The organism is Leclercia sp. Colony189, from assembly GCF_009740165.1.
In the GTDB taxonomy this organism is placed as follows: domain Bacteria; phylum Pseudomonadota; class Gammaproteobacteria; order Enterobacterales; family Enterobacteriaceae; genus Enterobacter.
Window position 1 is genome coordinate 4,686,668 of record NZ_CP046557.1, and the last position, 26,189, is coordinate 4,712,856.

A 26,189-nucleotide genomic window follows, 5' to 3' on the forward strand; every position below is an offset into this window, starting at 1 on the left:
AGTCATGGAACTGTATCTGGATACCGCCAACGTGGCGGACGTTGAACGCCTCGCCCGCATCTTCCCCATTGCTGGCGTCACCACCAATCCGAGCATTATTGCCGCCAGCGGTGAGCCGCTCTGGGAAGTCCTGCCGCGCCTGCAGAACGTCATCGGCCCGCAGGGCATCCTGTTTGCCCAGACAATGAGCCGCGACGCCGAAGGGATGGTTGCCGAAGCCAGACGCCTGCGTAAAGCGATCCCTACTATCGTGGTCAAAATTCCGGTTACCGCTGAAGGGCTGGTTGCAATTAAAGCCCTTAAAAAAGAGGAGATTACTACGCTCGGCACCGCAGTTTACAGCGCCTCACAAGGTTTGCTGGCGGCGTTAGCCGGGGCGAAATACATCGCGCCCTACGTCAATCGCGTGGATGCCCAGGGGGGCGACGGGATCCGCACGGTACAGGAGCTGCAAAGCCTGCTGGAAATGCATGCACCAGAGAGCAGCGTGCTGGCCGCCAGCTTCAAAACGCCACGTCAGGCGCTGGACTGCCTGCTCGCCGGTTGTGAAGCGATCACCCTGCCGACTGATGTAGCGCAACAAATGCTCAATACGCCAGCGGTAGAGTCAGCCATAGACAAGTTTGAGCAGGACTGGAAAAACGCGTTTGGTAGCCTCAACCTGTAAAGGAGACATAGGATGGATCGTATTATTCAATCACCTGGCAAATACATTCAGGGTGCAGATGTGCTCTCACGCCTCGGCGACTACCTGAAACCGCTGGCGGCGCGCTGGCTGGTGGTGGGCGATAAATTTGTGCTGGGCTTTGCGGAAGAGACGCTGCGCCAGAGCTTTAAACAGGCGGAACTGTACGTAGAAATCGCGCCATTTGGCGGCGAATGTTCACAGAACGAGATCGACCGGCTGCGCAAGCTGGCGAAAAGTGCAGATTGCCAGGCAATCCTCGGCATCGGCGGCGGTAAAACACTGGATACCGCTAAAGCACTGGCGCATTTCATGGATGTCCCGGTCGCCATCGCCCCGACCATTGCCTCTACCGATGCACCCTGCAGCGCGCTTTCTGTTATCTACACCGACAGCGGGGAGTTTGATCGCTACCTGATGCTGCCGCATAACCCGAACATCGTGATTGTGGATACCAAAGTGGTGGCAGGGGCGCCTGCACGTCTGCTGGCAGCCGGCATCGGCGACGCGCTGGCAACCTGGTTTGAAGCCCGGGCCTGCTCACGCAGCGGCGCTACTACCATGGCGGGAGGCAAATGCACCCAGGCCGCGCTGGCGCTGGCCGAACTGTGCTACAACACCCTGATTGAAGAGGGTGAAAAAGCGATGCTGGCGGCAGAGCAGCATGTGGTGACTCCTGCCCTTGAGCGGGTCATTGAAGCCAACACCTATCTGAGCGGCGTCGGTTTTGAAAGCGGTGGCCTGGCAGCGGCCCACGCCATTCATAACGGCCTGACCGCCATTCCGGACGCCCATCATTACTATCACGGCGAGAAAGTGGCGTTTGGCACGCTGACCCAGCTGGTGCTGGAGAATGCCCCGGTTGAAGAGATTGAAACCGTCGCGGCACTCTGCCACAGCGTAGGGTTGCCCATCACGCTGGCGCAGCTGGATATTACCGAAGATATCCCCGCTAAAATGCGCCTGGTGGCGACAGCAGCCTGTGCGAAAGATGAAACCATCCATAACATGCCGGGCGGGGCAACGGCGGATCAGGTGTATGCCGCCTTGCTGGTGGCCGACCAGTACGGTCAGCGTTTTATGCAGGAGTGGGAGTAGCCCTTATTGCCGGGTGGCGGCTGCGCCTTACCCGGCCTACAAAACCCGTAGGCCCGTGCAAGCGTAGCGCCGCCGGGCAAAAAAATCCCCGCCGGAGCGGGGATTTTCCTGTTTACAGCAGATCGAACCGGTCGAGGTTCATCACTTTCACCCATGCCGCGACAAAGTCGTTCACGAACTTCTCGTGGGCATCGCTGCTGGCGTAAACCTCCGCCAGGGCACGCAGCACGGAGTTAGAACCGAACACCAGGTCGGCACGACTCGCCAGATATTTGACTTCCCCGCTCACACGATCACGCCCTTCGAACAGCTCGCTGGATTCATCGGTGGCTTTCCACTGTGTGCCCATATCCAGCAGATTGACGAAGAAGTCGGTGCTGAGTACGCCCACGCGATCGGTAAAGACGCCGCTCTTACCGCCATCAAAGTTAGCGCCCAACACGCGCAGCCCACCCAGCAACACCGTCATCTCTGGCGCGGTCAGCGTCAATTGCTGCGCTTTATCAATCAGCAGCGATTCGGTGGTGGAGACGTCAATCGCCGCCCGGTAGTTACGGAAACCATCGGCAACCGGCTGCAGCAGCGTAAACATGCCGATATCGGTCTGATCCTGACGCGCATCAACGCGGCCTGGCGTAAACGGTACGGTGATGTTGAAGCCCGCCGCTTTCGCCGCCTGCTCAACGCCCACCACACCGGCCAGCACGATGATGTCCGCCAGCGATGCTTTATGCGCCGATTTATAGATCCCTTCCAGCACCGGCAGTACGCGCGCAGCCACGGCGTTGACATCCCAGCTACGCTGCGGTGCCAGCGCCAGACGTGCGCCGTTGGCCCCGCCACGCTTATCGCCACCGCGGAAGGTGGAAGCCGACGCCCATGCCACCGACACCAGCTCGCTGACCGACAGGCCAGAAGCCGCAATGTCCGCCTTCAGGCTTTCGATATCTTCAGCGGTCGGGTGGAAGAACGGCTGCGGCAGCGGATCCTGCCAAATCAGCTCTTCTTTCGGTACTTCCGGCCCGATATAACGGGAAATCGGCCCCATATCACGGTGGGTCAGTTTGAACCATGCCCGGGCGAAGGCTTCGTTAAAGGCCTGCGGATCGTTGAGGAAACGACGGGAAATTTTGTCGAATTCCGGATCGAAACGCAGCGTCAGGTCGGTCACCAGCATGGTCGGTTTACGTTTTTTCGACGGGTCGAAGGGATCCGGCATAATTTCCGGCGCATTTGACGCTTCGAACTGGATAGCACCAGCCGGACTGCGGGTTTGCACCCAGTCGTATTTGTAGAGATTTTCGAAGAAGTAGTTGCTCCACTGGGTCGGCGTCTGGGACCAGATCACCTCCAGGCCGGAGGTAATGGCGTCCGCCCCGATACCGGTACCGTGGGTGCTGGCCCAGCCCAGGCCCTGAGCCTCAAGCGGGCCGCCTTCCGGATCGACACCCACATGGCTGGCTTCCCCTGCCCCGTGGGTTTTACCCAGCGTATGGCCGCCTGCGATCAGCGCGACGGTCTCTTCATCGTTCATCCCCATGTTGCCAAAGGTGGCGCGGATAGCCGCTGCCGCCGACAGCGGTTCACCGCTGGCGTTGGGCCCTTCAGGGTTAACGTAAATAAGCCCCATCTCGGTGGCGCCAATGGCGCTTTTCGCCAGGCTTTCCGGATGGCGATGCTCCAGCCAGGCTTTCTCATCGCCCCAGTTAACGTCCAGATCTGGTTCCCAGACATCTTCGCGTCCGGCACCAAAGCCGAAGGTTCTGAAGCCGGAGTTCTCCAGCGCCACGTTGCCCGCAAGAATAAACAGATCGGCCCAGGAGATTTTCTGGCCATATTTTTGTTTGATCGGCCACAGCAGACGACGCGCCTTATCGAGGCTGACGTTGTCCGGCCAGGAGTTAAGCGGAGAGAAACGCTGTTGACCGCGGCCTGCGCCGCCGCGCCCGTCGACAGAGCGATAGGTGCCCGCACCGTGCCACGCCATGCGAATGAACAGACCGGCATAGCTTCCCCAGTCTGCAGGCCACCACGGTTGGGAATCGGTCAGGAGCGCTTTCAGATCGCCTTTCAGAGCGGAGTAATCCAGCTTGCTGAATTCTTTGCGGTAATTGAAATCTTTGCCTAGCGGGTTGGAACGTTCGGAATGCTGGTTGAGAAGATCAATACGAAGTTGTTTAGGCCACCAGTCCCGGCTGTTGGTGCCGGCACCTGCACTCTTGTCATAACTGCCCTGATGGAAAGGGCACTTACCTGAATTCTGGTTCTCGTCGGACGTACTCATCGCTCTGCTCCCTCTATGGTTTTATCGTTAGGATATACACCACCGGGAATAAGAGATAATTGAAACAATCCACAGATTTGATAGTTAATACCGTTGTTATCCGGCTGAAATAAAAAAGCCCTCATCTTACTGAGGGCCTGGTTTTTACAGACCCGGGCGAACCCCTAACGTGTGGCAGATCGCGTAGCTCATTTCGGCGCGGTTGAGGGTATAGAAATGGAAATCCTTCACCCCTTCGCGGCTTAAAATCTTCACCATATCCATGGCGATACTGGCACCCACCAGCTTGCGGGTTTCGGCGTCATCGTCCAGGCCTTCATACATCTTCGCCATCCAGTGCGGAATGCGCACGTTGGTCATGTCGGCAAATTTCTTGGCCTGCTTAAAGTTAGAAACCGGCAGGATGCCAGGGATAATTTCCACGTCGATGCCGGCAGAGACGCAGCGGTCACGGAAACGCAGATAGCTTTCAACATCAAAGAAAAACTGGGTGATGGCGCGATTGGCACCCGCATCCACTTTGCGTTTCAGGTTGAGCAGGTCCGCCTGGGCGCTTTTCGCTTCCGGGTGTACTTCCGGGTAAGCCGCAACGGAGATGTCGAAATCGCCCACCTCTTTCAGCAGCGCTACCAGATCGGTCGCGTACATATCCGGCTTACCGCTGCCCGGCGGCAGGTCGCCACGCAGGGCCACGATGTGGCGGATACCGTTATTCCAGTAATCCTGGGCGATGGTGCGCAGCTCGTCGCGGGTGGCATCGATACAGGTCAGATGCGGGGCAGCCTCCAGACCGGTACGATCCTTAATGCCCTTGATGATACTGTGCGTGCGGTCGCGCTCGCCGGAGTTGGCGCCGTAGGTCACGGAGACAAATTTGGGTTTCAGGCTGCTCAGGCGATCGATAGAGGCCCACAGGGTCTGCTCCATTTCACTGGTGCGCGGCGGGAAAAATTCAAAAGAGACGTTAATCTGGCCGTTTACTTCAGCCAGGCTCTGATTCAGGGCTTCCCGCTGGTTGGCGTGAAAAAAGCTCATACCTTACCTCATCAATCGCGTGTCGTTGTTTGTTATGCTTCGAACTTCTATACGTTTAGACGTCCAGATGTAAAAATGACGGAAAAGCGGACTGGCGTCAACTGAAAATATCACCATTGACGGTGAGGAATGCTCAGGGAAGTTGAAAAAAGTTCAGGATGGGAAAAAAGAAGGCCCGGTAAGCGTTGCGCCACCGGGCATAGGGCTTTACAGCAGCTGCGCCAGACGGTTGATATCGGACTGGATCGCCCCGGCGGTCACGTCGCGGCCCGCACCTGGACCACGGATCACCAGCGGGTTATCGCGATACCAGCGGCTTTCAATGGCGAAGACATTATCGCACGGCAGCAGCGCCGCCAGCGGATGTTCCGGGCGGACAGCCTCAACCCCAACGCGCGCCTTGCCGTTGGCATCAAAACGCGCCACGTAGCGCAGCACCAGACCCATTTCGCGCGCCGCTTCCAGCCGCTGTAGCATCTGCTCGTTCAACGCTTCACCGTTCTCGAAGAAGTGATCCACAGACCCCTCTTCGCAACCCGCCGGCACCAGCGACTCCACGCGAACCTGACCCGGCTCGATGTCGTAGCCCGCTTCACGCGCCAGGATTACCAGCTTACGCATCACATCTTTCCCTGAGAGGTCAACGCGGGGGTCAGGCTCGGTCAGCCCCTGCTGCCACGCCTGATCCACCAGGTCGGTGAACGGCACGGTGCCATCAAACTGCAGGAACAGCCAGGAGAGCGTCCCGGAGAAGATACCGCTGATCGCCAGAATGCTGTCGCCGCTATCGATCAGATCGCGCACGGTGTGATTCACCGGCAGACCGGCACCAACGGTGGCATTGTAGAGCCAGTGACGGCCCGTTTTTTCAAAGGCGTCATGGATTTGACGATAGTTACGGGTATTGCTGGCGCCCGCCAGCTTGTTAGCGCTGATGACGTGGAAGCCGTGGCTGGCGAAATCAAGATATTGATCGGCCAGCTGCTCGCTGGCGGTGACATCCAGCACCACCAGATCATCATAGGGGTGGGCGCGCATCCACAGGAAGAGCGACTCTTCATCCTGTTCGATGGCTTCATCGTTGAAGAAGGCCAGCGCACGGCTGGCGTCCAGCCCTTCATAACTGAGCAGGCTGCGGCGGCTGTCCACCACGCCCGCCAGTACAAATTCAAAACCGGTACGCGCTGACAGCGTGGTTTGCTCGCGGGCAAACAGCTCCAGCCAGCGGGAACCGATATTCCCTTTCCCAAACAGCATCAAACCGATGCGTTTTTCGGCGCGGAACAGCGACTGGTGCAGGCCCTGGATCAGACTCTCCGTTGGCCCGGTGCGCATGACCGCCACCAGGCTGATGCCCTCCTCGGACTGCCAGGTAAATTCAACCGGCTGCCCCTTCAGCTGCTGCCAGAAACGGTGGCAGTGCAGTGGGTTACGGGTGACGCCCGCGCCCACCATCGCAATCAGCGCCAGCCCCTGACGCAGGCGAAGCTCGCCCGGCAGGCCCGCTTCATCCAGAATCTTCAGCGCGCTGTCGGCCACTTCGGCGGTGTAGCAGAACTGCAGCAGGTGACGATCGGTATGCACACCCACGGCCAGCGGGCGCACCTGGGCACGCTTGAGGATCAGGTCGATCTCTTTATGCGCCAGTTTGAAATCGTGGCCGGCGGGAACGAGGAACTCAATCAGGCAGATATCGTCATGGCTGGTGACAATACGCGCCCCCGTGCCGGAAGCCAGCACGCGCTCAATGCGGGTGGAACCCTGATCCGGCGTATAGCTACAGCGCAGCTGCAGATCGATATCGCTGCCGGAAACCGGCTGCAGGGTACGGGCGTGGAGAACCGGGGCCGCCAGACGGGCCAGCTCGCTGGCTTCATCGAGACGCAGCAGCGGCAGCAGGCAGGCATCTTTAACCTTACGCGGATCGGCGCTATAGACGCCCGCCACGTCGCTCCAGATCGTGACGCGCGACACGCCCGCCAGCGCACCAATCTGCGTTGCGGAGTAGTCGGAGCCGTTACGCCCCAGCAGCACGGTTTCACCCGCATTGCTGCGGCTGATAAAGCCGGTCACGACAATACGTTTATTCGGATGCTGCACCAGCAGCTGCTGGAGCAGCGGATAAGAGAGGCCTTCATCAACCTGTGGCTGAGCGCCACGTTCGGCACGCAGGAAGTCCCGCGCGTCCAGCCATGCGGCCTCCAGCCCCTGCTGTTGCAGAACCGCCGCCATCAGACGGGCAGACCACACTTCACCGTGGCCCACCACCTCGGCGTAAACGGCATCGGTCACGCCGCTGTCGAGTAACGCGGCCAGCCGCTCCAGATCCTGGATAAAGTGGCTGATCAGGCCATCGGCCACGTCGGCAGGCAGTAACCCGGCGATCAATTCACTCTGATAACGGCGTAACGCTTGTTGAACCTGATGCGCAGAGAGACGATCGGTCTGGCTTAACTTCAGCCAGCTAATCAACTGGTTGGTGGTGCTGCCCGCCGCAGAGACAACCATCATGTCCCCCGGCATCGAATACTCTGCCATGATCCCCGCGACCCGCAGGTAACATTTCACATCAGCAAGACTACTACCACCAAACTTGTGCAGCTGGCGACCCTTCGCCCCTGCCTGCGCTATCACACTCATGATTACCCCTTGGCTGCGATCCGGAAGCCATTTTCCAGATCGGCAATTAAATCTTCACAATCTTCAATACCGGTTGAGATACGCAACAGCGTCTCGGAGATCCCGGCGGCGGCACGCGCTTCTGGCGCCATGCCCGCGTGCGTCATGGTGGCGGCGTGGGAGATCAAACTTTCAACCCCACCTAAAGATTCCGCCAGCGTAAACAGTGACAGCCCGCTCAGGAAGCGACGTAGCGTCTGCTCATCGCCATCCAGCTCAAAACTTAACATCGCGCCAAAACCCTTTTGTTGACGCGCAGCAATCTCGTGTCCCTGATTCTCCGGCAGCGACGGGTGATAGAGCTTTTTCACCAGCGGCTGGGTCTTCAGGAAATCGACAATCGCCTGGGCATTACGCTGCGCCACATCCATACGCGGCGACAGGGTACGCAGACCACGCAGCAGCAGATAGCTGTCGAACGCGCTGCCGGTGACGCCGATGTTATTCGCCCACCATGCCAGTTCAGTGACAACCTCTGGATCTTTCGCAATCACCACCCCGGCAACCACGTCCGAGTGGCCGTTCAAATATTTGGTGCATGAATGCAATACCAGGTCTGCTCCCAGTGCCAGCGGGTTCTGTAGCGCCGGACTGAGGAACGTATTATCCACTACACTTATCGCTCCCGCATCCCTTGCAAGCTGACAAATTTTTGCAATGTCCACGACGCGCAGCAATGGATTGCTCGGACTTTCGATTAATACCAGCTTCGGTTTTTCTGCCAGCGCCTGTTTCAGCGCCTGCTCATCACCCTGATCGACAAACAGCACGCGATAGCAGCCACGCTTCGCCAGGCTGTCAAACAGGCGGTAGCTGCCGCCGTAACAGTCGTGTGGGGCCACCAGCAGATCGCCAGGTTTCAGGAACACCGTGGTCACCAGGTGAATAGCCGACATGCCGGTATTGGTCATCACCGCACCTGCGCCACCTTCCAGCTCCGCCAGCGCGCGCTGGGTGACATCACGCGTAGGGTTACCACGGCGCGAGTAGTCATGGGCGCGTGGTTCATTAAATCCGGTGAAGTTATAGGTACTGGAGAGGTGAATCGGCGGGACAACGCAGCCGTACTGTTCGTCATCATTCAATCCGCTACGCACTGCGATGGTGGCCTGTTTACGCGTCATGGTGAAGGCTTCCTGGCTTAATGGATGAAAAGTCAGGCACCAGAGTAAACATTGATTATATGGACGTCAATACATCTGGACATCTAAACTTCTTTGCGTATAGATTGAGCAATGCGCAAATAGCCGTTAAAATTATATGCTTTAGCGCATACCGCAGAGGCAATATCCGTGTCACAACGGCATCTCTACGGTAAACTACGCGCGATTATGGCTAGAACCCCGGCGTATCGCTGCGGTGTCAGCCTCATATTAATGACAGAGAGGATTAAAGGTATCTCATGGCTGAATGGAGCGGCGAATATATCAGCCCATACGCTGAGCACGGTAAGAAGAGTGAACAAGTAAAAAAAATTACGGTTTCCATTCCTCTGAAGGTGTTAAAGATCCTCACCGATGAACGCACGCGTCGTCAGGTGAATAACCTGCGTCACGCTACCAACAGCGAACTGCTGTGCGAAGCGTTCCTGCACGCGTTTACCGGTCAACCGTTGCCGAACGATGAAGACCTGCGCAAAGAGCGTAGCGATGAAATTCCGGAAGAGGCAAAGGTGATCATGCGTGAGCTGGGTATCGACCCGGAGACGTGGGAATACTGATTTACAGATACAAAAAAAGCGCCTTGCGGCGCTTTTTTTTCGGGAAACTTACTTGGAACCCGGGATGCTGAAACGCTTGTTGAAGCGGTCAACACGGCCACCGGTTGCAACGTCACGCTGCTTACCAGTGTAGAACGGGTGGCACTGGCCGCACACGTCCAGGTTCAGATCGTGACCCACGGTGGAGCGGATCTGGATAGAGTTACCGCAAGAGCAGTTTGCAGTAATCATTTCGTATTTAGGATGGATATCTTTTTTCATGGGAGAACCTCAGTTAAGGCCGCGTCGCTCTTCCAGCCCTAACGCCAGACACCACGCGATGTTGAATGTAAGTTCTTTGATGCAAAGTGCACCAAAGGCGGCGAATCATACAGAATTTAACCAGGGTATGCAAACTGATCCGCACGCCGCCTTTCACTAATGTGTATACTAACGCGCCACTTTTCAAGTCAGGAAGATTCGATGCCCGTTGCTCACGTTGCCCTGCCCGTTCCGCTTCCCCGTACCTTTGACTACCTGCTGCCAGACAACATGCAGGCTGAGGCGGGCTGTCGCGTGAATGTGCCGTTTGGCAAACAGCAGCGGGTGGGTATTGTCGTCTCCGTAAGCCAGCACAGCGAGTTGCCTCTCAGTGAACTCAAAAGCGTGGTCGAGGTGCTGGACAGCGAGCCGGTCTTTTCCGCCAGCGTCTGGCGACTGCTGCTGTGGGCGGCCGACTATTATCATCATCCCATTGGCGATGTGCTGTTTCACGCCTTACCCATTCTGCTGCGACAGGGCAAAAGCGCCAGCCATGCGCCGATGTGGTACTGGTTTGCCACCGAGCAGGGCCAGGCGGTAGATATTAATAGCCTGAAACGTTCCCCGAAACAGCAGCAGGCGCTGGCGGCGTTACGCCAGGGCAGGATCTGGCGGCATCAGGTTGAGAGCCTCGACTTTAACGACGCGGCGTTGCAGAGCTTACGTAAAAAAGGGCTGAGCGAACTGGCCTGCGAAGCCCCAGCGCTTATCGACTGGCGCGACGGCTTTAGCGTCGCGGGCGACCGTCTGCGGCTCAATACCGAACAGGCGACCGCCGTTGGGGCGATCCACAGCGCGTCCGATCGCTTTTCAGCCTGGCTGCTGGCGGGCGTGACCGGTTCCGGTAAAACTGAAGTCTATCTGAGCGTACTGGAAAATGTGCTGGCTCAGGGCAAGCAGGCGCTGGTGATGGTGCCGGAAATCGGTCTGACCCCGCAGACCATCGCCCGTTTTCGCGAGCGCTTCAACGCCCCGGTCGAGGTGCTGCACTCCGGCTTAAATGACAGCGAGCGCCTGAGCGCCTGGCTGAAAGCGAAAAATGGCGAAGCAGCAATCGTGATTGGCACCCGCTCATCCCTGTTTACACCCTTTAAAAATCTCGGGGTGATCGTCATCGACGAAGAGCACGACAGCTCTTATAAACAGCAGGAAGGCTGGCGCTATCACGCCCGCGACCTGGCGGTCTATCGCGCCCACAGCGAACAGATCCCAATCATTCTCGGCTCCGCGACCCCTGCGCTGGAGACGCTGCACAATGTGCGCCAGCGAAAATACAATCTATTACGCCTGACGCGGCGGGCGGGTAATGCCCGTCCTGCCATGCAGCACGTACTGGATCTGAAAGGTCAGCCGGTGCAGGCCGGGCTAGCCCCGGCGCTGATCGCCCGCATGCGCCAGCATTTGCAGGCCGACAACCAGGTGATTCTGTTTCTCAACCGTCGCGGCTTTGCCCCGGCGCTGCTGTGCCACGACTGCGGCTGGATCGCTGAATGCCCGCGCTGCGATCACTACTATACCCTGCATCAGGCCCAGCACCATTTGCGCTGTCACCACTGCGACAGCCAGCGACCGGTGCCGCGCCAGTGTCCTTCCTGCGGCTCGACCCATATGGTGCCGGTCGGTCTGGGCACCGAGCAGCTGGAGCAGGCGCTGGCCCCCTTCTTCCCGGGCGTGGCTATCTCACGTATCGATCGCGACACCACCAGCCGCAAAGGTGCCCTTGAGCAACAGCTGGCGGAAGTGCATCGCGGCGGGGCGCGTATTCTGATCGGTACCCAGATGCTGGCCAAAGGACACCACTTCCCGGACGTGACCCTGGTGGCGCTGCTGGATGTCGACGGGGCGCTCTTCTCGGCTGATTTCCGCTCCGCGGAGCGCTTTGCCCAGCTCTATACCCAGGTGGCAGGCCGTGCCGGGCGCGCCGGTAAACAGGGCGAGGTGGTGCTACAAACCCACCACCCCGAGCATCCGCTGCTGCAAACCCTGCTGCATAAAGGCTACGACGCCTTCGCCGAACAGGCGCTGGCGGAGCGTCAGACCCTGCAACTCCCACCGTGGACAAGCCATGTGATTATCCGCGCCGAGGATCACAACAACCAGCAGGCGCCACTGTTCCTCCAGCAGCTGCGCAACCTGCTGCAGGCCAGCCCGCTGGTGGATAATCAGCTGTGGATTTTAGGTCCGGTTCCGGCCCTGGCCCCCAAGCGCGGCGGACGCTATCGCTGGCAAATCCTGCTGCAACACCCTTCCCGGGTGCGGCTACAGCATATCGTCAGCGGCACGCTGGCGTTGATTAATACCCTGCCGGAAGCGCGTAAAGTGAAGTGGGTCCTGGACGTTGATCCTATCGAAAGCTAAAAAAGGGTGGGAGGCGGATCGAAAAATTAAACACGACTCACACTTTTTATGAAAATTCTGTAACCGCTTCCATTCGCAATCTGATAAAACTGACACAGTCAGAAGTGCGGTGATACGCCTGCGAGGAGAAGAAGTTGAAGTCCAGGAAAGAGGTTGCCTCGGCGACCATGAAAGATGTTGCCCTGAAAGCAAAAGTCTCAACGGCAACGGTATCCCGAGCATTAATGAATCCCGACAAAGTCTCTCAGAGCACGCGTAACCGTGTTGAGCAGGCTGCGCTGGAGGTGGGTTATCTGCCCCAGGCTATGGGCCGTAACGTCAAACGGAACGAATCCCGCACCATTCTGGTCATTGTGCCCGACATCTGCGATCCCTTTTTCAGCGAAATTATCCGCGGTATCGAAGTGACCGCCGCCGCGCAGGGCTACCTGGTGCTGATTGGCGACTGCGCGCATCAGAATCAGCAGGAAAAGACCTTCATTGACCTGATTATCACCAAGCAGATCGACGGTATGCTGCTGCTCGGTTCGCGCCTGCCCTTTGATGCCAGCATTGAAGAGCAACGCAATCTGCCGCCGATGGTGATGGCCAACGAGTTTGCCCCTGAGCTGGAACTGCCTACCGTCCATATTGATAACCTCACCGCCGCCTTTAACGCCGTGAATTATCTCCAGGAGCTGGGCCACAAACGTATCGGCTGTATCGCCGGACCGGAAGAGATGCCGCTGTGCCACTATCGCCTGCAGGGCTATGTTCAGGCGCTGCGCCGCACCGGCGCGACGGTGGATCCGCACTATATCGCCCGGGGCGATTTTACCTATGCCGCAGGCGGCCTGGCGCTGGAAAAACTGCTGTCGTTGCCGCAGCCGCCGACCGCGGTGTTCTGTCACAGCGACGTGATGGCGCTGGGCGCGCTCTCCTATGCCAAACGGCGCGGTCTGAAAGTGCCGAAAGACCTCTCAATCATCGGCTTCGATAATATTTCTCTGTCTGAATTTTGCGATCCTCCGCTCTCGACGGTGGCGCAACCCCGCTATGATATTGGCCGGGAAGCGATGCTGCTGTTACTGGATCAGCTGAACGGACAAACAGTTAGCAGCGGCTCCCGTTTACTGGACTGTGAATTGATCGTCAGAGGTTCAACCCAGGCCCTGACTTAAAGTAAACGCCTTTCAGACGTCCTCATCTGGTCAAAGGCCCGTCGCTTAAGTAACATGACGGGCTGACAAACGAAAAAATACAGCGAAACGATAGTGGCACAACGAGATTATGTACGTCGCGGCCAGCCGGCACCTTCGCGACGCAAAAAGAGTAGCTCACGGAAACCGCAACGCAGCAGCCTGCCCGCAGTCTCACCGGCTATGGTGGCGATCGCGGCGGCGGTCCTGGTGGCATTTATCGGCGGCCTCTGGTTCATTACGCACCATAAAAAAGAAGAAGCAGAAGCGCTGCAGGGCAATAAAGTGGTCGGCAATGGCTTGCCCCCTAAACCGGAAGAGCGCTGGCGCTATATTAAAGAGCTTGAGAGCCGCCAGCCGGGCGTGCGTGCGCCTACCGAACCCTCTGCGGGTGGCGAAGTGGTGGATCCTAACCAGTTAACCAACGAACAACGTCAGCTGCTGGCACAGATGCAGGCCGATATGCGCCAGCAGCCTACCCAGCTCAACGAAGTGCCGTGGAATGAGCAGACGCCAGCACAGCGTCAGCAAACGCTGCAGCGCCAGCGCCAGGCGCAGCAACAAATTCAGCAGCAACAGCAGCAGCAGTGGGCGCAGTCCCAGACGGTACAGCAGCCGAAAGCGCAGCAGCGGGTGACGGAACAACCGTACCAGCAGCCTAAGGTGGCACAGACGCAACCGGCGCAACCGGCGCAACAGCCGAAGACGCAGCCTGCGAAGCAAAATAGCAACACGCAGCCGTATCAGGATCTGCTGCAAACCCCTGCGCATACCACCGCGCAGCAGCCGAAAGCCGCGCCGGTCACCAAAGAGACCGAGGCGCCGAAGCAAACGGCTGAGAAGAAAGATGAACGTCGCTGGATGGTGCAGTGCGGTTCCTTTAAAGGCGCAGAGCAGGCGGAAACCGTACGTGCTCAACTGGCCTTTGAAGGCTTTGACTCACGCATTACCACCAATAACGGCTGGAATCGCGTAGTGATCGGCCCGGTTAAAGGCAAAGACAATGCCGATGGCACCATCAGCCGTCTGAAGATGGCAGGTCACACAAACTGCATTCGACTCGCTTCCGGGGGTTGAAACCCCCAAAATCCCCCCCATCTATCATTCTATTCAGCCCTGAGCACTGGCTCAGGGCCTCTATTTTCCGAATGTGTAACCAGGGGGTCTGCTCGTGACAACAATAGTAAGTGTACGCCGTAACGGCCAGGTGGTGATTGCCGGTGATGGCCAGGCCACGCTGGGTAATACCGTCATGAAAGGCAACGTGAAAAAAGTGCGTCGTCTGTATAACGACAAAGTGATCGCCGGTTTTGCGGGCGGTACTGCGGACGCCTTCACGCTGTTTGAGCTGTTTGAACGTAAACTGGAAATGCATCAGGGCCATCTGGTGAAAGCTGCCGTTGAGCTGGCGAAAGACTGGCGTACCGACCGTATGCTGCGCAAGCTGGAAGCACTGCTGGCGGTGGCCGATGAAAATGCCTCGCTGATCATCACCGGTAACGGTGACGTGGTGCAGCCAGAAAATGACCTGATTGCTATCGGTTCCGGTGGCCCGTACGCCCAGGCCGCCGCCCGCGCGCTGTTGGAAAACTCCGATCTGGGCGCACGCGATATCGCTGTGAAGGCGTTGGATATTGCAGGTGATATCTGCATCTATACCAACCACTTCCACACCATCGAAGAATTGCCGTCTAAGGCGTAAGGATTTCTCATGTCTGAAATGACCCCACGCGAAATTGTCAGCGAACTGAACAAACACATCATCGGCCAGGATAACGCCAAGCGTTCTGTGGCAATTGCCCTGCGTAACCGCTGGCGTCGTATGCAGTTGGATGAAGTGCTGCGCCATGAAGTGACGCCAAAAAACATTCTGATGATTGGCCCAACCGGTGTTGGTAAAACCGAAATCGCCCGTCGTCTGGCTAAACTGGCCAACGCACCATTCATCAAAGTCGAAGCGACCAAGTTCACCGAAGTGGGCTATGTCGGTAAAGAAGTGGACTCTATCATCCGCGATCTGACCGACTCTGCCATTAAGATGGTCCGCGTCCAGTCCATCGAAAAAAACCGCTATCGCGCTGAAGAGATGGCGGAAGAGCGTGTGCTGGATGTGCTGATCCCACCGGCGAAAAACAACTGGGGCCAGGCAGAACAGCCTGCTGAGCCATCCGCTGCGCGCCAGGCGTTCCGCAAAAAACTGCGTGAAGGCCAGCTGGATGACAAAGAGATTGAGATCGAGCTCGCCGCCGCGCCAATGGGCGTGGAAATTATGTCTCCGCCAGGTATGGAAGAGATGACCAGCCAGCTGCAGTCTATGTTCCAGAACCTGGGCGGGCAGAAGCAAAAGCCGCGTAAGCTGAAAATCAAAGACGCGATGAAGCTGCTGATTGAAGAAGAAGCGGCGAAGCTGGTGAACCCGGAAGAGCTGAAGCAGGACGCTATCGACGCGGTTGAACAGCACGGTATCGTGTTTATCGATGAGATCGATAAAATCTGTAAGCGCGGCGAATCCTCCGGCCCGGACGTTTCCCGTGAAGGCGTACAGCGCGACCTGCTGCCGCTGGTTGAAGGCTGCACCGTCTCCACCAAGCACGGCATGGTGAAAACCGATCACATTCTGTTTATCGCCTCTGGCGCGTTCCAGGTTGCCAAGCCGTCGGATCTGATCCCGGAACTGCAGGGCCGTCTGCCGATCCGCGTTGAGCTGCAGGCGCTGACCACCGAAGACTTCGAGCGCATCCTGACCGAACCAAACGCCTCCATCACCGTGCAGTACAAAGCGCTGATGGCGACCGAAGGGGTGAACATTGAGTTCACCGAAGATGGGATCAAGCGTATCGCCCAGGCCGCATGGCAGGTTAACGAGACCACCGAAAACATCGGTGCGCGTCGTCTGCATACCGTGCTGGAACGCCTGATGGAAGATATCTCTTATGATGCGAGCGACCTGAATGGTCAAAGCATTAAAATTGATGCCGACTATGTGAGTAAGCACCTTGATGCTTTAGTAGCAGATGAAGATCTGAGCCGTTTTATCCTATAATCGCGGCAATTGCATTTTCATCACAAATGATGGGGCTGAAAGGCCCCATTTTTATTGGCACATAATTACTATGACTGAAATCAGCCGTACGCAGGCCTGGCTGGAAAGCCTGCGTCCTAAAACGCTCCCTCTCGCTTTCGCCGCCATTATTGTTGGCACTACCCTCGCGTGGTGGCAGGGGCATTTCGACCCGCTGGTGGCTGCCCTGGCGCTGCTGACCGCCGGGCTTCTGCAAATCCTCTCTAACCTCGCTAACGATTACGGGGATGCCGTCAAGGGCAGCGATAAGCCCGACCGCATCGGGCCATTGCGTGGAATGCAGAAAGGGGTGATCACCCAGGAGGAGATGAAACGGGCGCTGATTATCACCGTCGCGCTGATCTGTCTTTCCGGGATTGCGCTGGTGCTGGTGGCCTGTAAAACCCCGGCGGATGCGGTCGGCTTCCTCGTGCTCGGTCTGCTGGCGATTGTCGCGGCCATCACCTATACCGTCGGCACCCGCCCTTACGGTTACATCGGGCTGGGGGATATCTCCGTGCTGGTCTTCTTCGGCTGGCTGAGCGTGATGGGCAGCTGGTATCTGCAGGCGCACTCGTTAATTCCTGCCCTGTTCCTGCCAGCCACCGCCTGCGGCATGCTGGCGACAGCGGTGCTGAATATCAACAACCTGCGCGATATCGACAGCGATCGTCAGAACGGTAAAAACACCCTGGCGGTGCGGTTAGGCGCGGTGAATGCGCGCCGTTACCATGCCTGCCTGCTGATGGGTGCCCTGCTCTGTCTGGCACTGTTTAACCTGCTTTCCCTGCACAGCCTGTGGGGCTGGCTGTTTGTACTCGCCACGCCGCTGCTGGTTAAACAGGCGCGCTACGTGATGCGCGAGCAGAGCGCCTCGGCCATGCCGCCAATGCTGGAACGCACGGTAAAAGGCGCACTGCTGACTAACCTGTTGTTCGTGATAGGGATTATTCTTAGTCAGACGCTAAATTAGCTGACAAATATCAATTAACAATTGATGATTTTGCCAACAATGCAATTCGCGCGATATACTGAAAACACTCGCAGCAACTGAACTTAAGCCTATGAAATACGATACCTCCGAGCTTTGTGACATCTACCAGGAAGATGTCAACGTCGTAGAACCGCTGTTTTCCAACTTTGGAGGACGGTCGTCGTTTGGCGGACAAATCATTACGGTGAAATGTTTTGAGGACAACGGGTTGCTGTACGATCTGCTCGAACAGAACGGCCGTGGACGCATTCTGCTGGTTGATGGCGGCGGCTCCGTGCGTCGCGCGTTAATCGATGCAGAACTTGCCCGTCTCGCCACCCAGAACGAGTGGGAAGGCATTGTGGTCTATGGCGCGGTGCGTCAGGTGGATGACCTCGAAGAGCTGGATATCGGCATTCAGGCGATTGCGGCCATTCCGGTTGGCGCAGCAGGTGATGGCATTGGCGAAAGCGACGTGCGCGTCAATTTCGGCGGGGTGACCTTCTTCTCCGGCGACCATCTCTATGCCGATAACACCGGCATTATCCTCTCTGAAGATCCGCTGGATATTGAGTAGAAAAAAAGGCCATCTGTTATGTAGATGGCCTTTTTTTAATTATCTTTATTCGTATCGTAATGAGTAATGCGGAGTTCAAACACCCCCTTCTTTTCCTCTACCGCTATGCTCATTGTTGCATGACGATCCGGATAGTTATCAATCCAGGTTTCAAGCTTTTCGTGCATCCTCTGAAGATCACTCTTTTGGATACCGGTGAAAGTGAGTGTACTGATCTGCAAACCACTCCCTTCAACGGTTTGCTTCGTGAAATACCAGTTTTCTGTGATCCTTGGTGCATCCTTGAGTGGTTTGGGCGTTAATAAGTAATATTGAATTAGATTGCCTTGTTTATAATATTCATCAGAAAAGATTCTGGTCATTATTACGCAATAGAGCACGGCCACCAGAACGAATAGAAAAATGATGACATGCCTACATTTCATATACGAACCTCCCTGACGACGGAAGGATCAGATACTGGCACAATAGAATCCATAAATGCAGGCAAATGGCCCGGGAATGGTTGGTGTTTTAGGCGCTTATCCTTAGGGTCTGGAAACAGTAAGGGAAGGACACTTTTATTTTTAAATTGCCCAACGGGGCCATAGTAGTCCCAGATGCGATAAGCTTTCTCTTTGGAACAAATGTCCAGGAAAGGTGTGTAATCTGCATAGTTAACGGCCTGGCAGAAACCAAAAAGATTAGAAACTAAATCTTCTGCGCTGTAACCGCTATCCGTAATCAGAATATAGGGCCAAAAACCCTGCAAGGATTCAAAGCTGTGAGAAGTACTCATAAAAATGGATAAGGCGACTCCTCTTAAGACCTCTTCGCTTAAGCCTCTCCGCACTAAAAAACGTCTGTATATCCCGGTTGTCGTATTTAATCCTGCGATGTTCCTGGACATGCTTTGATGATAATGGATTTCAAACCAGTCAGCGCCTCCTGCGCCAGGCATTATCATTTGTTGCCATAATCGTTCAGCACCGAAGGGATTTGCGTGCCCTAAGTCTATCCATCCCAGATTTTCTGTATAAATGAGGCCAGAGGGAGTATTACGGGTAATATATCGGTCAGAATTATCAATAATATCGCTTCGCTTTGTCATCTCGCATTCCTTATGAGTAACATGTTGAGCGATCTTATTCCTGCAAAATAAAAAAGGCATCCATTGTGGATGCCTTTTTCAGGAATTCGGAATCAGACCTCTTCCATGCGCCCGAGCAGAGCATGCAGACGATCCTGCCAGCCGTTCTGCTGTTCGCGCAGCTGGTGGTTTTCACGCTCCAGCTCTTCACGACCATGCTGAGCAGTCTGAATTTCCTGCGACAGCGCGTTGTTTTTTTCTTTCAGCTCTTCGATTTCCATCTGCAGCAGGGTGATGGTATCAATCGCCTGCTGTACTTTCGATTCCAGTTTCTCAAACACTTCTAACGACATAATGCTACCTCTCCTGAATTTGCAAGGCGACGCTTGACGTAAACGCGCACAACACCTGGTGTCGATTGTATGGAGCCCCGCCCTCCCTGTCCAGCGGCAGACCGCGCAGATTGCGGTTTGCAACACTTTTCAGTCTCCTCCTGGTGCATTCGCGCCATATACCCCTAAATTGTTAACACTTTAGTTAATAGAAAGCTTACTCCCCCTTTCGCTTACAGCAGTTCTCGCCCGCTTCATGGCGCGTTATCGCTCATTTTGTTGACGCGGCACACACATTTTAAGTTCGATATTTCTCGTTTTTGTTCGTTAACGATAAATTAACACTATGTCTACAGGACATCGTGCCGGTCATGGCGACCGTCGCGCCAACAATAACCATTAATCATTTTTCAGGATCCGATTATGAGTGAAACATCAACCTTAAAAGGCCAATGCATCGCAGAGTTCCTGGGTACTGGGTTGTTGATTTTCTTTGGCGTAGGATGTGTGGCTGCACTGAAAGTGGCGGGTGCCAGTTTCGGTCAGTGGGAAATCAGTGTGATCTGGGGTCTGGGCGTGGCGATGGCTATCTACCTGACGGCGGGTGTTTCGGGTGCGCACCTCAACCCTGCGGTCACCATCGCGCTGTGTCTGTTTGCCTGCTTCGACAAACGCAAGGTTGTGCCTTTTATTGTGGCGCAGTTTGCTGGTGCGTTTTGTGCAGCGGCGTTAGTTTACGGGCTCTATTACAATCTGTTTATCGACTTCGAGCAGACGCACCATATGGTGCGTGGCAGTACCGAAAGCCTTGAGCTGGCGGGGATCTTCTCCACCTATCCTAACCCGCACATTAACTTTGTGCAGGCCTTCGCGGTGGAGATGGTGATCACCGCCATCCTGATGGGTACCATCCTGGCGCTGACCGATGACGGCAACGGCATTCCGCGCGGTCCGCTGGCGCCGCTGTTGATTGGCCTGCTGATTGCGGTGATCGGCGCATCGATGGGACCGCTGACGGGCTTCGCCATGAACCCGGCCCGCGACATCGGACCGAAAGCTTTCGCCTTTATTGCCGGCTGGGGCGACGTTGCCTTCACCGGCGGCAAGGATATTCCTTACTTCCTGGTGCCGCTGTTCGGCCCTATTGTAGGTGCTGCGCTGGGAGCATTTGGCTATCGTAAGCTGATTGGCCGCCACCTGCCGTGTGACACCTGTGTCGTCGAAGAGGCCGAAGAGAAGGAAACCACCTCTGGCGCACACCAAAACGCTTCGCTGTAATCTGACTACGGGACCACAACTATGACCGACAAAAAATATATCGTTGCGCTCGACCAGGGCACGACCAGCTCCCGCGCTGTCGTTATGGATCATGACGCGAACATCGTCAGCGTGTCGCAGCGCGAATTCGAGCAAATCTATCCTCGTCCAGGCTGGGTTGAACACGACCCGATGGAGATCTGGGCGTCGCAAAGCTCGACGCTGGTTGAAGTGCTGGCGAAAGCCGATATCAGTTCCGATCAGATTGCGGCAATTGGCATCACCAACCAGCGTGAAACGGCCATCGTCTGGGAACGCGAAACCGGTAAACCGATTTACAACGCCATCGTCTGGCAGTGCCGCCGCACAGCGGACATCTGCGAGAAGCTCAAGCGCGACGGCATGGAAGAGTACGTGCGTAGCGCCACTGGCCTGGTGGTGGACCCCTACTTCTCCGGCACCAAGGTAAAATGGATCCTCGACCACGTCGAAGGCTCTCGTGAGCGTGCCAAACGCGGTGAACTGCTGTTCGGCACCGTGGACACCTGGCTTATCTGGAAGATGACCCAGGGGCGCGTCCACGTCACCGACTACACCAACGCCTCGCGCACCATGCTGTTCAACATCCACGATCTGGACTGGGATGACAAAATGCTGGACGCGCTGGACATCCCGCGCGCCATGCTGCCGCAGGTACGTAAGTCGTCTGAAGTGTACGGTCAGACCAACATCGGCGGTAAAGGCGGCACCCGTATTCCAATCGCCGGGATCGCCGGTGACCAGCAGGCGGCGCTGTTTGGCCAGCTGTGCGTGAAAGAAGGGATGGCGAAAAATACCTACGGCACCGGCTGCTTTATGCTGATGAACACCGGCGAGAAGGCAGTGAAATCGGAGCATGGCCTGCTGACGACTATCGCCTGCGGCCCGCGCGGCGAGGTGAATTACGCCCTGGAAGGCGCAGTGTTTATGGCCGGAGCCTCTATCCAGTGGCTGCGCGATGAGATGAAGCTTATCAGCGACGCCTTCGACTCGGAGTATTTCGCCACCAAGGTGAAAGACACCAACGGCGTGTACGTCGTGCCGGCCTTTACCGGGCTGGGCGCGCCCTACTGGGATCCCTATGCCCGCGGGGCGATTTTCGGCCTGACGCGTGGGGTAAACTCTAACCACATCATCCGCGCCACGCTGGAGTCGATTGCCTATCAGACCCGTGACGTGCTGGAAGCGATGCAGGCTGACTCCGGCATTCGTCTGCACGCCCTGCGCGTGGATGGCGGCGCAGTGGCAAACAACTTCCTGATGCAGTTCCAGTCCGACATTCTGGGTACCCGCGTGGAACGCCCGGAAGTGCGTGAAGTGACGGCGCTGGGTGCGGCCTATCTTGCCGGCCTGGCGGTTGGCTTCTGGCAGAACCTGGACGAACTGCAGGAGAAAGCGGTCATCGAGCGCGAATTCCGTCCGGGTATCGAAACCACCGAGCGTAACTACCGCTATAGCGGCTGGAAAAAAGCCGTGAAACGCGCGCTGGCCTGGGAAGAGCACGACGAGTCATAATACCTCCCCCTCACCCCGTCGGGGTGAGGGGTCCAAACCGCCTCTCCCACTCTGTGATAAACTTCGTGCAATTCCTTTTGATTGCACAGGTATCTGATGAAACGTGAACTTGCTATCGAGTTTTCCCGCGTAACCGAGGCCGCCGCTCTGGCAGGCTACAAGTGGCTTGGCCGTGGTGATAAAAATACTGCTGACGGCGCAGCCGTCCATGCCATGCGCATCATGCTTAACCAGGTCAACATCGATGGCACCATCGTGATTGGTGAAGGTGAGATCGACGAAGCCCCCATGCTGTTCATCGGTGAAAAAGTCGGTACCGGTAACGGCGATGCGGTGGATATCGCGGTAGACCCCATTGAAGGCACCCGCATGACGGCTATGGGCCAGGCTAACGCCCTGGCGGTACTGGCGGTGGGCGATAAAGGCACCTTCCTCAACGCGCCCGATATGTATATGGAGAAGCTGATTGTCGGCCCTGGCGCAAAAGGGGTCATCGACCTCAATCTGCCGCTGGCGGAAAACCTGCGTAATATCGCCGCCGCGCTTAATAAGCCCCTTGGCGAACTGACGGTCACCATTCTGGCGAAACCGCGTCACGATGCGGTCATCGCCCAGATGCAGCAGTTAGGCGTGCGCGTCTTTGCTATCCCCGATGGCGACGTGGCGGCCTCCATCCTCACCTGCATGCCGGATAGCGAAGTCGACGTGCTGTACGGTATCGGCGGCGCACCGGAGGGGGTGGTTTCTGCCGCGGTGATCCGTGCCCTCGACGGCGATATGCATGGCCGTTTGCTGGCCCGTCATGACGTAAAAGGCGACAGCGAAGAGAACCGCCGCATCGGTGAGCAGGAGCTGGCCCGCTGTGCCGCAATGGGCATTCAGGCCAATACCGTGCTGCGTCTGGATGATATGGCGCGCAGCGATAACGTCATCTTCTCGGCGACCGGCATCACCAAAGGCGATCTGCTGGACGGCATCAGCCGCAAAGGCAATATGGCGACCACCGAAACGCTGCTGATCCGCGGTAAATCACGCACCATTCGCCGCATCCAGTCGATTCACTATCTCGACCGTAAAGATCCGGACGTGCAGACCCACATTCTGTAAAACCGTTTGATCAATAGAGCTTTCCGGCCCGCCTGGGCTGGAAATCTCCCTCTCAGGTAAGGAAGATAGAACCCGAGATCAGTACAGGAGAACATCATGGCAGACTGGGTAACAGGTAAAGTCAAAAAGGTAGAGTTCTGGACCGATGCGCTATTTAGCCTCACCGTACATGCGCCCATCCAGCCTTTCACGGCCGGGCAATTTGCCAAGCTGGGGCTGGAGATCGACGGCGAACGCGTGCAGCGCGCCTACTCCTATGTCAACGCGCCGGATAACCCGGATCTCGAGTTCTACCTTGTCACCGTTCCCGATGGCAAACTCAGCCCGCGCCTGGCGGCACTGAAACCCGACGATGAGATCCAGATTGTCAGCGAAGCCGCAGGCTTCTTCGTGCTGGATGAAGTGCCAGACTGCGAGACGCTGTGGATGCTGGCAACCGGTACCGCCATCGGCCCTTACCTGTCGATCCTGCAATATGGGCAGGACCTGGATCGCTTTAAAAATATCGTTCTCGTGCATGCCGCGCGCTACGCCGCAGACCTGAGCTACCTGCCGCTGATGCAGGAACTGCAGAAGCGTTATGAAGGGAAAGTGAAAATCCAGACGGTGGTGAGCCGTGAAACGGTGCCGGGGTCACTCCACGGGCGCGTACCGGCCCTGATTGAAAATGGCGAGCTGGAAGCCGCCGTGGGTCTGAAGATGGAGGCCGACACCAGCCACGTGATGCTGTGTGGCAACCCGCAAATGGTGCGTGATACCCAACAGCTCCTGAAAGAGACCCGGCAAATGACCAAGCATTTACGCCGTCGGCCGGGCCATATGACCGCAGAACATTACTGGTAATTAGCGGTACTTTACGTCGATCGTATCTTTACCATATTTATTCTCGCCCTGGGTGCCCACAAACGCGCCCAGGTCGACAATGATCATCACAAAAATAATGGTAGGGATCAGTCTGCCCACCACCCACGGCAGCATGGAGGGCAGCATCGACCAGTTGCCGGCCAGCAGCATCCACGCCAGTATCACCAGCAGCGCCCACAACCCCGAACGCCCACGATCGTGCAGCCGTTTCACTAACACCGCCGCGGTCGGCCACAGCAGCGACACCAGCGCGAAGGCCGCCGTCTGGGTGCTCAGCCAGGCGTTATTGGCAGAAATAAACAGAGCCAGCATGGCGACAATCCATACGCCAATCCAGATCCAGAAATCACGGCGTCCAATACGCCCTTTGAATGAAAACAACCACTGCTGTATGGTCATGTCAGGTTCCTAAAAGTCATCGCGGCGCGTAGTTTACCCTGGAGTCGCCTCCTTTTGACAAGCCAGCCGGATCCCGTTTTAATCGTGGGCAGTAACATTCAGAGACTTTATTGATGAAGATGTGGTTTCACCTTATTTGGCTGGGTTTAACACTGTTGGGTGCAAGCGCACCTCTGCATGCTGCTGAGACTTCCGTATCGGCTACCGCACCCTATGTGATGCCGGGCGCGCCGACCTTTGATCAGTCTATCAGCCTGTTCCGTGAAGCCTTCAATCAGGATAATCCAAAGCTGCCGCTCAATGAGTTCCGCTCCATTGATGGCACCCGCGACACCCCGAACCTGACCCGGGCTGCCAGCAAAATTAATGAGAATTTGTACGCCTCGACGGCGCTTGAGCGTGGAACCCTCAAAATCAAGAGTATGCAGATTACCTGGCTGCCGATTCAGGGGCCGGAGCAGAAAGCCGCCAAAGCTAAAGCGCTGGAGTATATGAGCGCCATTTTACGCGCCTTTACCCCTGCCCTGACCAAAGCGCAAAGCCAGCAAAAGCTGCAAAAGCTCCTCACAGCTGGTAAAAACAAGCGCTATTACGCCGAAACGGAAGGCGCGGTTCGCTATGTCGTGGCAGATAACGGCGAAAAGGGGCTGACCTTCGCTGTTGAACCGATTAAGCTGGCGCTATCTGAGGCACTCGGCGGGTCGAATTAATGACAAAAAGCAAAGCCTTTCGAGGGAAAATCTCTATACTGATTCACAGACCATGCTGCCCTGTCGGGCGGCCATATTCCTTAATTCGCTCTTGAGCGTGGAGAATTGAAATGCGACATCCTTTAGTGATGGGTAACTGGAAACTGAACGGCAGCCGCCACATGGTAAACGAGCTGGTAGCTAACCTGCGTAAAGAGCTGGCTGGTGTGACTGGCTGTGCTGTTGCTATCGCTCCGCCGGATATGTACCTGGATATGGCTAAGAAAGCGGCTGACGGCAGCCACATCGTTCTGGGTGCCCAGAACGTTGACGTTAACCTGTCTGGCGCGTTCACCGGTGAAACCTCCGCTGAAATGCTGAAAGATATCGGCGCAAAATACATCATCATCGGCCACTCTGAGCGTCGTACCTACCACAAAGAGTCCGACGAATTCATCGCGAAGAAATTCGCTGTGCTGAAAGAGCAGGGTCTGATCCCGGTTCTGTGCATCGGTGAAACCGAAGCAGAAAACGAAGCGGGCAAAACTGAAGAAGTCTGTGCACGTCAGATCGACGCAGTCCTGACCACTCAGGGCGCGAGCGCGTTCGAAGGTGCGGTCATTGCTTACGAGCCAGTATGGGCGATCGGTACCGGCAAATCTGCCACCCCAGCACAGGCTCAGGCCGTTCACAAATTCATCCGTGACCACATTGCGAAAGCAGACGCGAAAGTTGCTGAGCAAGTGATCATCCAGTACGGCGGTTCCGTAAACGCATCTAACGCAGCAGAGCTGTTCACCCAGCCGGACATCGACGGCGCGCTGGTTGGCGGCGCATCCCTGAAAGCAGACGCTTTCGCGGTGATCGTTAAAGCAGCAGAAGCAGCGAAACAGGCGTAAGAGCATCTGCGGCGGGTGGCGCTTCGCTGACCCGCCCTACGATACTCCAGGCCCGGTAAGCGCCAGCGCTA

At 56.7% G+C, this 26,189-nt stretch carries 25 protein-coding genes; 16 read left to right on the plus strand and 9 right to left on the minus strand.

The window, feature by feature from the left end; all coding sequences use genetic code 11:
• Nucleotides 1-4 precede the first annotated feature (4 nt).
• Both fsa and GNG29_RS22405 read left to right on the plus strand, forming a co-directional pair.
• A complete protein-coding gene (fsa, locus tag GNG29_RS22400; protein ID WP_156655371.1) occupies nucleotides 5-667 on the plus strand; it encodes a fructose-6-phosphate aldolase in 663 nt (220 codons plus the stop codon).
• Nucleotides 668-679: 12 nt separating this feature from the next.
• Nucleotides 680-1,783: a glycerol dehydrogenase gene (locus tag GNG29_RS22405; protein WP_103177496.1), complete on the plus strand. Its 1,104-nt coding sequence runs from the start codon at nucleotides 680-682 to the stop codon at nucleotides 1,781-1,783.
• A 112-nt stretch (nucleotides 1,784-1,895) separates the two neighbouring features.
• On the opposite strand, the gene katG is transcribed toward GNG29_RS22405, so the two are convergent.
• From katG to metB, 4 genes are all read right to left on the minus strand, one after another.
• Complete coding sequence (gene katG, locus GNG29_RS22410; RefSeq protein ID WP_103177497.1) at nucleotides 1,896-4,067, minus strand: catalase/peroxidase HPI; 2,172 nt, start codon at nucleotides 4,065-4,067, stop codon at nucleotides 1,896-1,898.
• Nucleotides 4,068-4,211: 144 nt separating this feature from the next.
• Nucleotides 4,212-5,102 carry a methylenetetrahydrofolate reductase gene (metF, locus tag GNG29_RS22415; protein ID WP_032615268.1) on the minus strand — a complete coding sequence of 297 codons (891 nt, stop codon included), beginning with the start codon at nucleotides 5,100-5,102 and terminating at the stop codon, nucleotides 4,212-4,214.
• A 207-nt stretch (nucleotides 5,103-5,309) separates the two neighbouring features.
• Nucleotides 5,310-7,742 carry a bifunctional aspartate kinase/homoserine dehydrogenase II gene (locus tag GNG29_RS22420; RefSeq protein WP_156655372.1) on the minus strand — a complete coding sequence of 811 codons (2,433 nt, stop codon included), beginning with the start codon at nucleotides 7,740-7,742 and terminating at the stop codon, nucleotides 5,310-5,312.
• Between the two features lie 2 nt (nucleotides 7,743-7,744).
• Complete coding sequence (metB, locus tag GNG29_RS22425) at nucleotides 7,745-8,905, minus strand: cystathionine gamma-synthase (RefSeq protein WP_103177499.1); 1,161 nt, start codon at nucleotides 8,903-8,905, stop codon at nucleotides 7,745-7,747.
• A gap of 278 nt (nucleotides 8,906-9,183) precedes the next feature.
• Between metB and metJ the strand changes: the two genes are divergently transcribed.
• Complete coding sequence (metJ, locus tag GNG29_RS22430; RefSeq protein ID WP_015966498.1) at nucleotides 9,184-9,501, plus strand: met regulon transcriptional regulator MetJ; 318 nt, start codon at nucleotides 9,184-9,186, stop codon at nucleotides 9,499-9,501.
• A gap of 48 nt (nucleotides 9,502-9,549) precedes the next feature.
• Here metJ and rpmE read toward each other — a convergent pair whose 3' ends face one another.
• On the minus strand, nucleotides 9,550-9,762 hold the full coding sequence (gene rpmE / locus GNG29_RS22435) for a 50S ribosomal protein L31 (RefSeq protein ID WP_103177500.1): 213 nt from the start codon (nucleotides 9,760-9,762) through the stop codon (nucleotides 9,550-9,552).
• A gap of 201 nt (nucleotides 9,763-9,963) precedes the next feature.
• Between rpmE and priA the strand changes: the two genes are divergently transcribed.
• The 7 genes from priA to rraA all read left to right on the plus strand — a co-directional run bounded on the left by priA (nucleotide 9,964) and on the right by rraA (nucleotide 17,948).
• Complete coding sequence (gene priA / locus GNG29_RS22440; RefSeq protein ID WP_156655373.1) at nucleotides 9,964-12,159, plus strand: primosomal protein N'; 2,196 nt, start codon at nucleotides 9,964-9,966, stop codon at nucleotides 12,157-12,159.
• Between the two features lie 134 nt (nucleotides 12,160-12,293).
• Nucleotides 12,294-13,319, plus strand: a complete 1,026-nt coding sequence (gene cytR / locus GNG29_RS22445; protein WP_103177502.1) for a DNA-binding transcriptional regulator CytR — start codon at nucleotides 12,294-12,296, stop codon at nucleotides 13,317-13,319.
• A gap of 93 nt (nucleotides 13,320-13,412) precedes the next feature.
• Entirely contained in the window at nucleotides 13,413-14,414 is a 1,002-nt protein-coding gene (ftsN, locus tag GNG29_RS22450) for a cell division protein FtsN (RefSeq protein ID WP_156655374.1), read from the plus strand.
• A gap of 94 nt (nucleotides 14,415-14,508) precedes the next feature.
• Nucleotides 14,509-15,039, plus strand: coding sequence for an ATP-dependent protease subunit HslV (gene hslV, locus GNG29_RS22455; protein WP_032615282.1), 531 nt, complete (start codon nucleotides 14,509-14,511; stop codon nucleotides 15,037-15,039).
• 9 nt (nucleotides 15,040-15,048) lie between these two features.
• Nucleotides 15,049-16,380 (plus strand): HslU--HslV peptidase ATPase subunit, encoded by a 1,332-nt coding sequence (gene hslU / locus GNG29_RS22460; protein WP_103177504.1) that lies wholly within the window; start codon nucleotides 15,049-15,051, stop codon nucleotides 16,378-16,380.
• A 64-nt stretch (nucleotides 16,381-16,444) separates the two neighbouring features.
• A complete protein-coding gene (menA, locus tag GNG29_RS22465) occupies nucleotides 16,445-17,371 on the plus strand; it encodes a 1,4-dihydroxy-2-naphthoate polyprenyltransferase (RefSeq protein WP_103177505.1) in 927 nt (308 codons plus the stop codon).
• A 91-nt stretch (nucleotides 17,372-17,462) separates the two neighbouring features.
• On the plus strand, nucleotides 17,463-17,948 hold the full coding sequence (rraA, locus tag GNG29_RS22470; RefSeq protein WP_103177506.1) for a ribonuclease E activity regulator RraA: 486 nt from the start codon (nucleotides 17,463-17,465) through the stop codon (nucleotides 17,946-17,948).
• A 35-nt stretch (nucleotides 17,949-17,983) separates the two neighbouring features.
• Here rraA and GNG29_RS22475 read toward each other — a convergent pair whose 3' ends face one another.
• The 3 genes from GNG29_RS22475 to zapB form a co-directional block, all read right to left on the minus strand.
• On the minus strand, nucleotides 17,984-18,310 hold the full coding sequence (locus GNG29_RS22475) for a hypothetical protein (protein WP_139156421.1): 327 nt from the start codon (nucleotides 18,308-18,310) through the stop codon (nucleotides 17,984-17,986).
• A gap of 59 nt (nucleotides 18,311-18,369) precedes the next feature.
• Nucleotides 18,370-19,038, minus strand: a complete 669-nt coding sequence (locus GNG29_RS22480; RefSeq protein ID WP_103177508.1) for a hypothetical protein — start codon at nucleotides 19,036-19,038, stop codon at nucleotides 18,370-18,372.
• Nucleotides 19,039-19,130: 92 nt separating this feature from the next.
• The gene (gene zapB / locus GNG29_RS22485) at nucleotides 19,131-19,370 is read right to left on the minus strand and encodes a septal ring assembly protein ZapB (protein ID WP_103177509.1); all 240 of its coding nucleotides are present in this window, start codon (nucleotides 19,368-19,370) and stop codon (nucleotides 19,131-19,133) included.
• 402 nt (nucleotides 19,371-19,772) lie between these two features.
• On the opposite strand from zapB, the gene GNG29_RS22490 reads away from it, so the two are divergent.
• The 4 genes from GNG29_RS22490 to fpr all read left to right on the plus strand — a co-directional run bounded on the left by GNG29_RS22490 (nucleotide 19,773) and on the right by fpr (nucleotide 24,110).
• A complete protein-coding gene (locus tag GNG29_RS22490) occupies nucleotides 19,773-20,627 on the plus strand; it encodes an MIP/aquaporin family protein (RefSeq protein ID WP_103825246.1) in 855 nt (284 codons plus the stop codon).
• A gap of 21 nt (nucleotides 20,628-20,648) precedes the next feature.
• Complete coding sequence (glpK, locus tag GNG29_RS22495; protein ID WP_103177511.1) at nucleotides 20,649-22,160, plus strand: glycerol kinase GlpK; 1,512 nt, start codon at nucleotides 20,649-20,651, stop codon at nucleotides 22,158-22,160.
• A 96-nt stretch (nucleotides 22,161-22,256) separates the two neighbouring features.
• Complete coding sequence (gene glpX, locus GNG29_RS22500) at nucleotides 22,257-23,267, plus strand: class II fructose-bisphosphatase (protein WP_156655375.1); 1,011 nt, start codon at nucleotides 22,257-22,259, stop codon at nucleotides 23,265-23,267.
• 96 nt (nucleotides 23,268-23,363) lie between these two features.
• Nucleotides 23,364-24,110 carry a ferredoxin--NADP(+) reductase gene (gene fpr, locus GNG29_RS22505; protein WP_103177513.1) on the plus strand — a complete coding sequence of 249 codons (747 nt, stop codon included), beginning with the start codon at nucleotides 23,364-23,366 and terminating at the stop codon, nucleotides 24,108-24,110.
• On the opposite strand, the gene GNG29_RS22510 is transcribed toward fpr, so the two are convergent.
• Nucleotides 24,111-24,530, minus strand: a complete 420-nt coding sequence (locus GNG29_RS22510; protein ID WP_103177514.1) for a DUF805 domain-containing protein — start codon at nucleotides 24,528-24,530, stop codon at nucleotides 24,111-24,113.
• 113 nt (nucleotides 24,531-24,643) lie between these two features.
• On the opposite strand from GNG29_RS22510, the gene GNG29_RS22515 reads away from it, so the two are divergent.
• Nucleotides 24,644-25,240: a DUF1454 family protein gene (locus GNG29_RS22515; RefSeq protein ID WP_103177515.1), complete on the plus strand. Its 597-nt coding sequence runs from the start codon at nucleotides 24,644-24,646 to the stop codon at nucleotides 25,238-25,240.
• A 110-nt stretch (nucleotides 25,241-25,350) separates the two neighbouring features.
• Nucleotides 25,351-26,118, plus strand: coding sequence for a triose-phosphate isomerase (gene tpiA, locus GNG29_RS22520; protein ID WP_103177516.1), 768 nt, complete (start codon nucleotides 25,351-25,353; stop codon nucleotides 26,116-26,118).
• Nucleotides 26,119-26,189 lie beyond the last annotated feature (71 nt).

Excerpts from the sequence above, each read along its gene's own strand:
- fsa (WP_156655371.1), top strand. The coding sequence starts at position 5 with ATGGAACTGTATCTGGATACCGCCAACGTGGCGGACGTTGAACGCCTC.
- GNG29_RS22405 (WP_103177496.1), top strand. The coding sequence starts at position 680 with ATGGATCGTATTATTCAATCACCTGGCAAATACATTCAGGGTGCAGAT.
- katG (WP_103177497.1), bottom strand. The coding sequence starts at position 4,067 with ATGAGTACGTCCGACGAGAACCAGAATTCAGGTAAGTGCCCTTTCCAT.
- metF (WP_032615268.1), bottom strand. The coding sequence starts at position 5,102 with ATGAGCTTTTTTCACGCCAACCAGCGGGAAGCCCTGAATCAGAGCCTG.
- GNG29_RS22420 (WP_156655372.1), bottom strand. The coding sequence starts at position 7,742 with ATGAGTGTGATAGCGCAGGCAGGGGCGAAGGGTCGCCAGCTGCACAAG.
- metB (WP_103177499.1), bottom strand. The coding sequence starts at position 8,905 with ATGACGCGTAAACAGGCCACCATCGCAGTGCGTAGCGGATTGAATGAT.
- metJ (WP_015966498.1), top strand. The coding sequence starts at position 9,184 with ATGGCTGAATGGAGCGGCGAATATATCAGCCCATACGCTGAGCACGGT.
- rpmE (WP_103177500.1), bottom strand. The coding sequence starts at position 9,762 with ATGAAAAAAGATATCCATCCTAAATACGAAATGATTACTGCAAACTGC.
- priA (WP_156655373.1), top strand. The coding sequence starts at position 9,964 with ATGCCCGTTGCTCACGTTGCCCTGCCCGTTCCGCTTCCCCGTACCTTT.
- hslU (WP_103177504.1), top strand. The coding sequence starts at position 15,049 with ATGTCTGAAATGACCCCACGCGAAATTGTCAGCGAACTGAACAAACAC.
- rraA (WP_103177506.1), top strand. The coding sequence starts at position 17,463 with ATGAAATACGATACCTCCGAGCTTTGTGACATCTACCAGGAAGATGTC.
- GNG29_RS22475 (WP_139156421.1), bottom strand. The coding sequence starts at position 18,310 with ATGACCAGAATCTTTTCTGATGAATATTATAAACAAGGCAATCTAATT.
- GNG29_RS22480 (WP_103177508.1), bottom strand. The coding sequence starts at position 19,038 with ATGACAAAGCGAAGCGATATTATTGATAATTCTGACCGATATATTACC.
- zapB (WP_103177509.1), bottom strand. The coding sequence starts at position 19,370 with ATGTCGTTAGAAGTGTTTGAGAAACTGGAATCGAAAGTACAGCAGGCG.
- GNG29_RS22490 (WP_103825246.1), top strand. The coding sequence starts at position 19,773 with ATGAGTGAAACATCAACCTTAAAAGGCCAATGCATCGCAGAGTTCCTG.
- glpK (WP_103177511.1), top strand. The coding sequence starts at position 20,649 with ATGACCGACAAAAAATATATCGTTGCGCTCGACCAGGGCACGACCAGC.
- glpX (WP_156655375.1), top strand. The coding sequence starts at position 22,257 with ATGAAACGTGAACTTGCTATCGAGTTTTCCCGCGTAACCGAGGCCGCC.
- fpr (WP_103177513.1), top strand. The coding sequence starts at position 23,364 with ATGGCAGACTGGGTAACAGGTAAAGTCAAAAAGGTAGAGTTCTGGACC.
- GNG29_RS22510 (WP_103177514.1), bottom strand. The coding sequence starts at position 24,530 with ATGACCATACAGCAGTGGTTGTTTTCATTCAAAGGGCGTATTGGACGC.
- GNG29_RS22515 (WP_103177515.1), top strand. The coding sequence starts at position 24,644 with ATGAAGATGTGGTTTCACCTTATTTGGCTGGGTTTAACACTGTTGGGT.
- tpiA (WP_103177516.1), top strand. The coding sequence starts at position 25,351 with ATGCGACATCCTTTAGTGATGGGTAACTGGAAACTGAACGGCAGCCGC.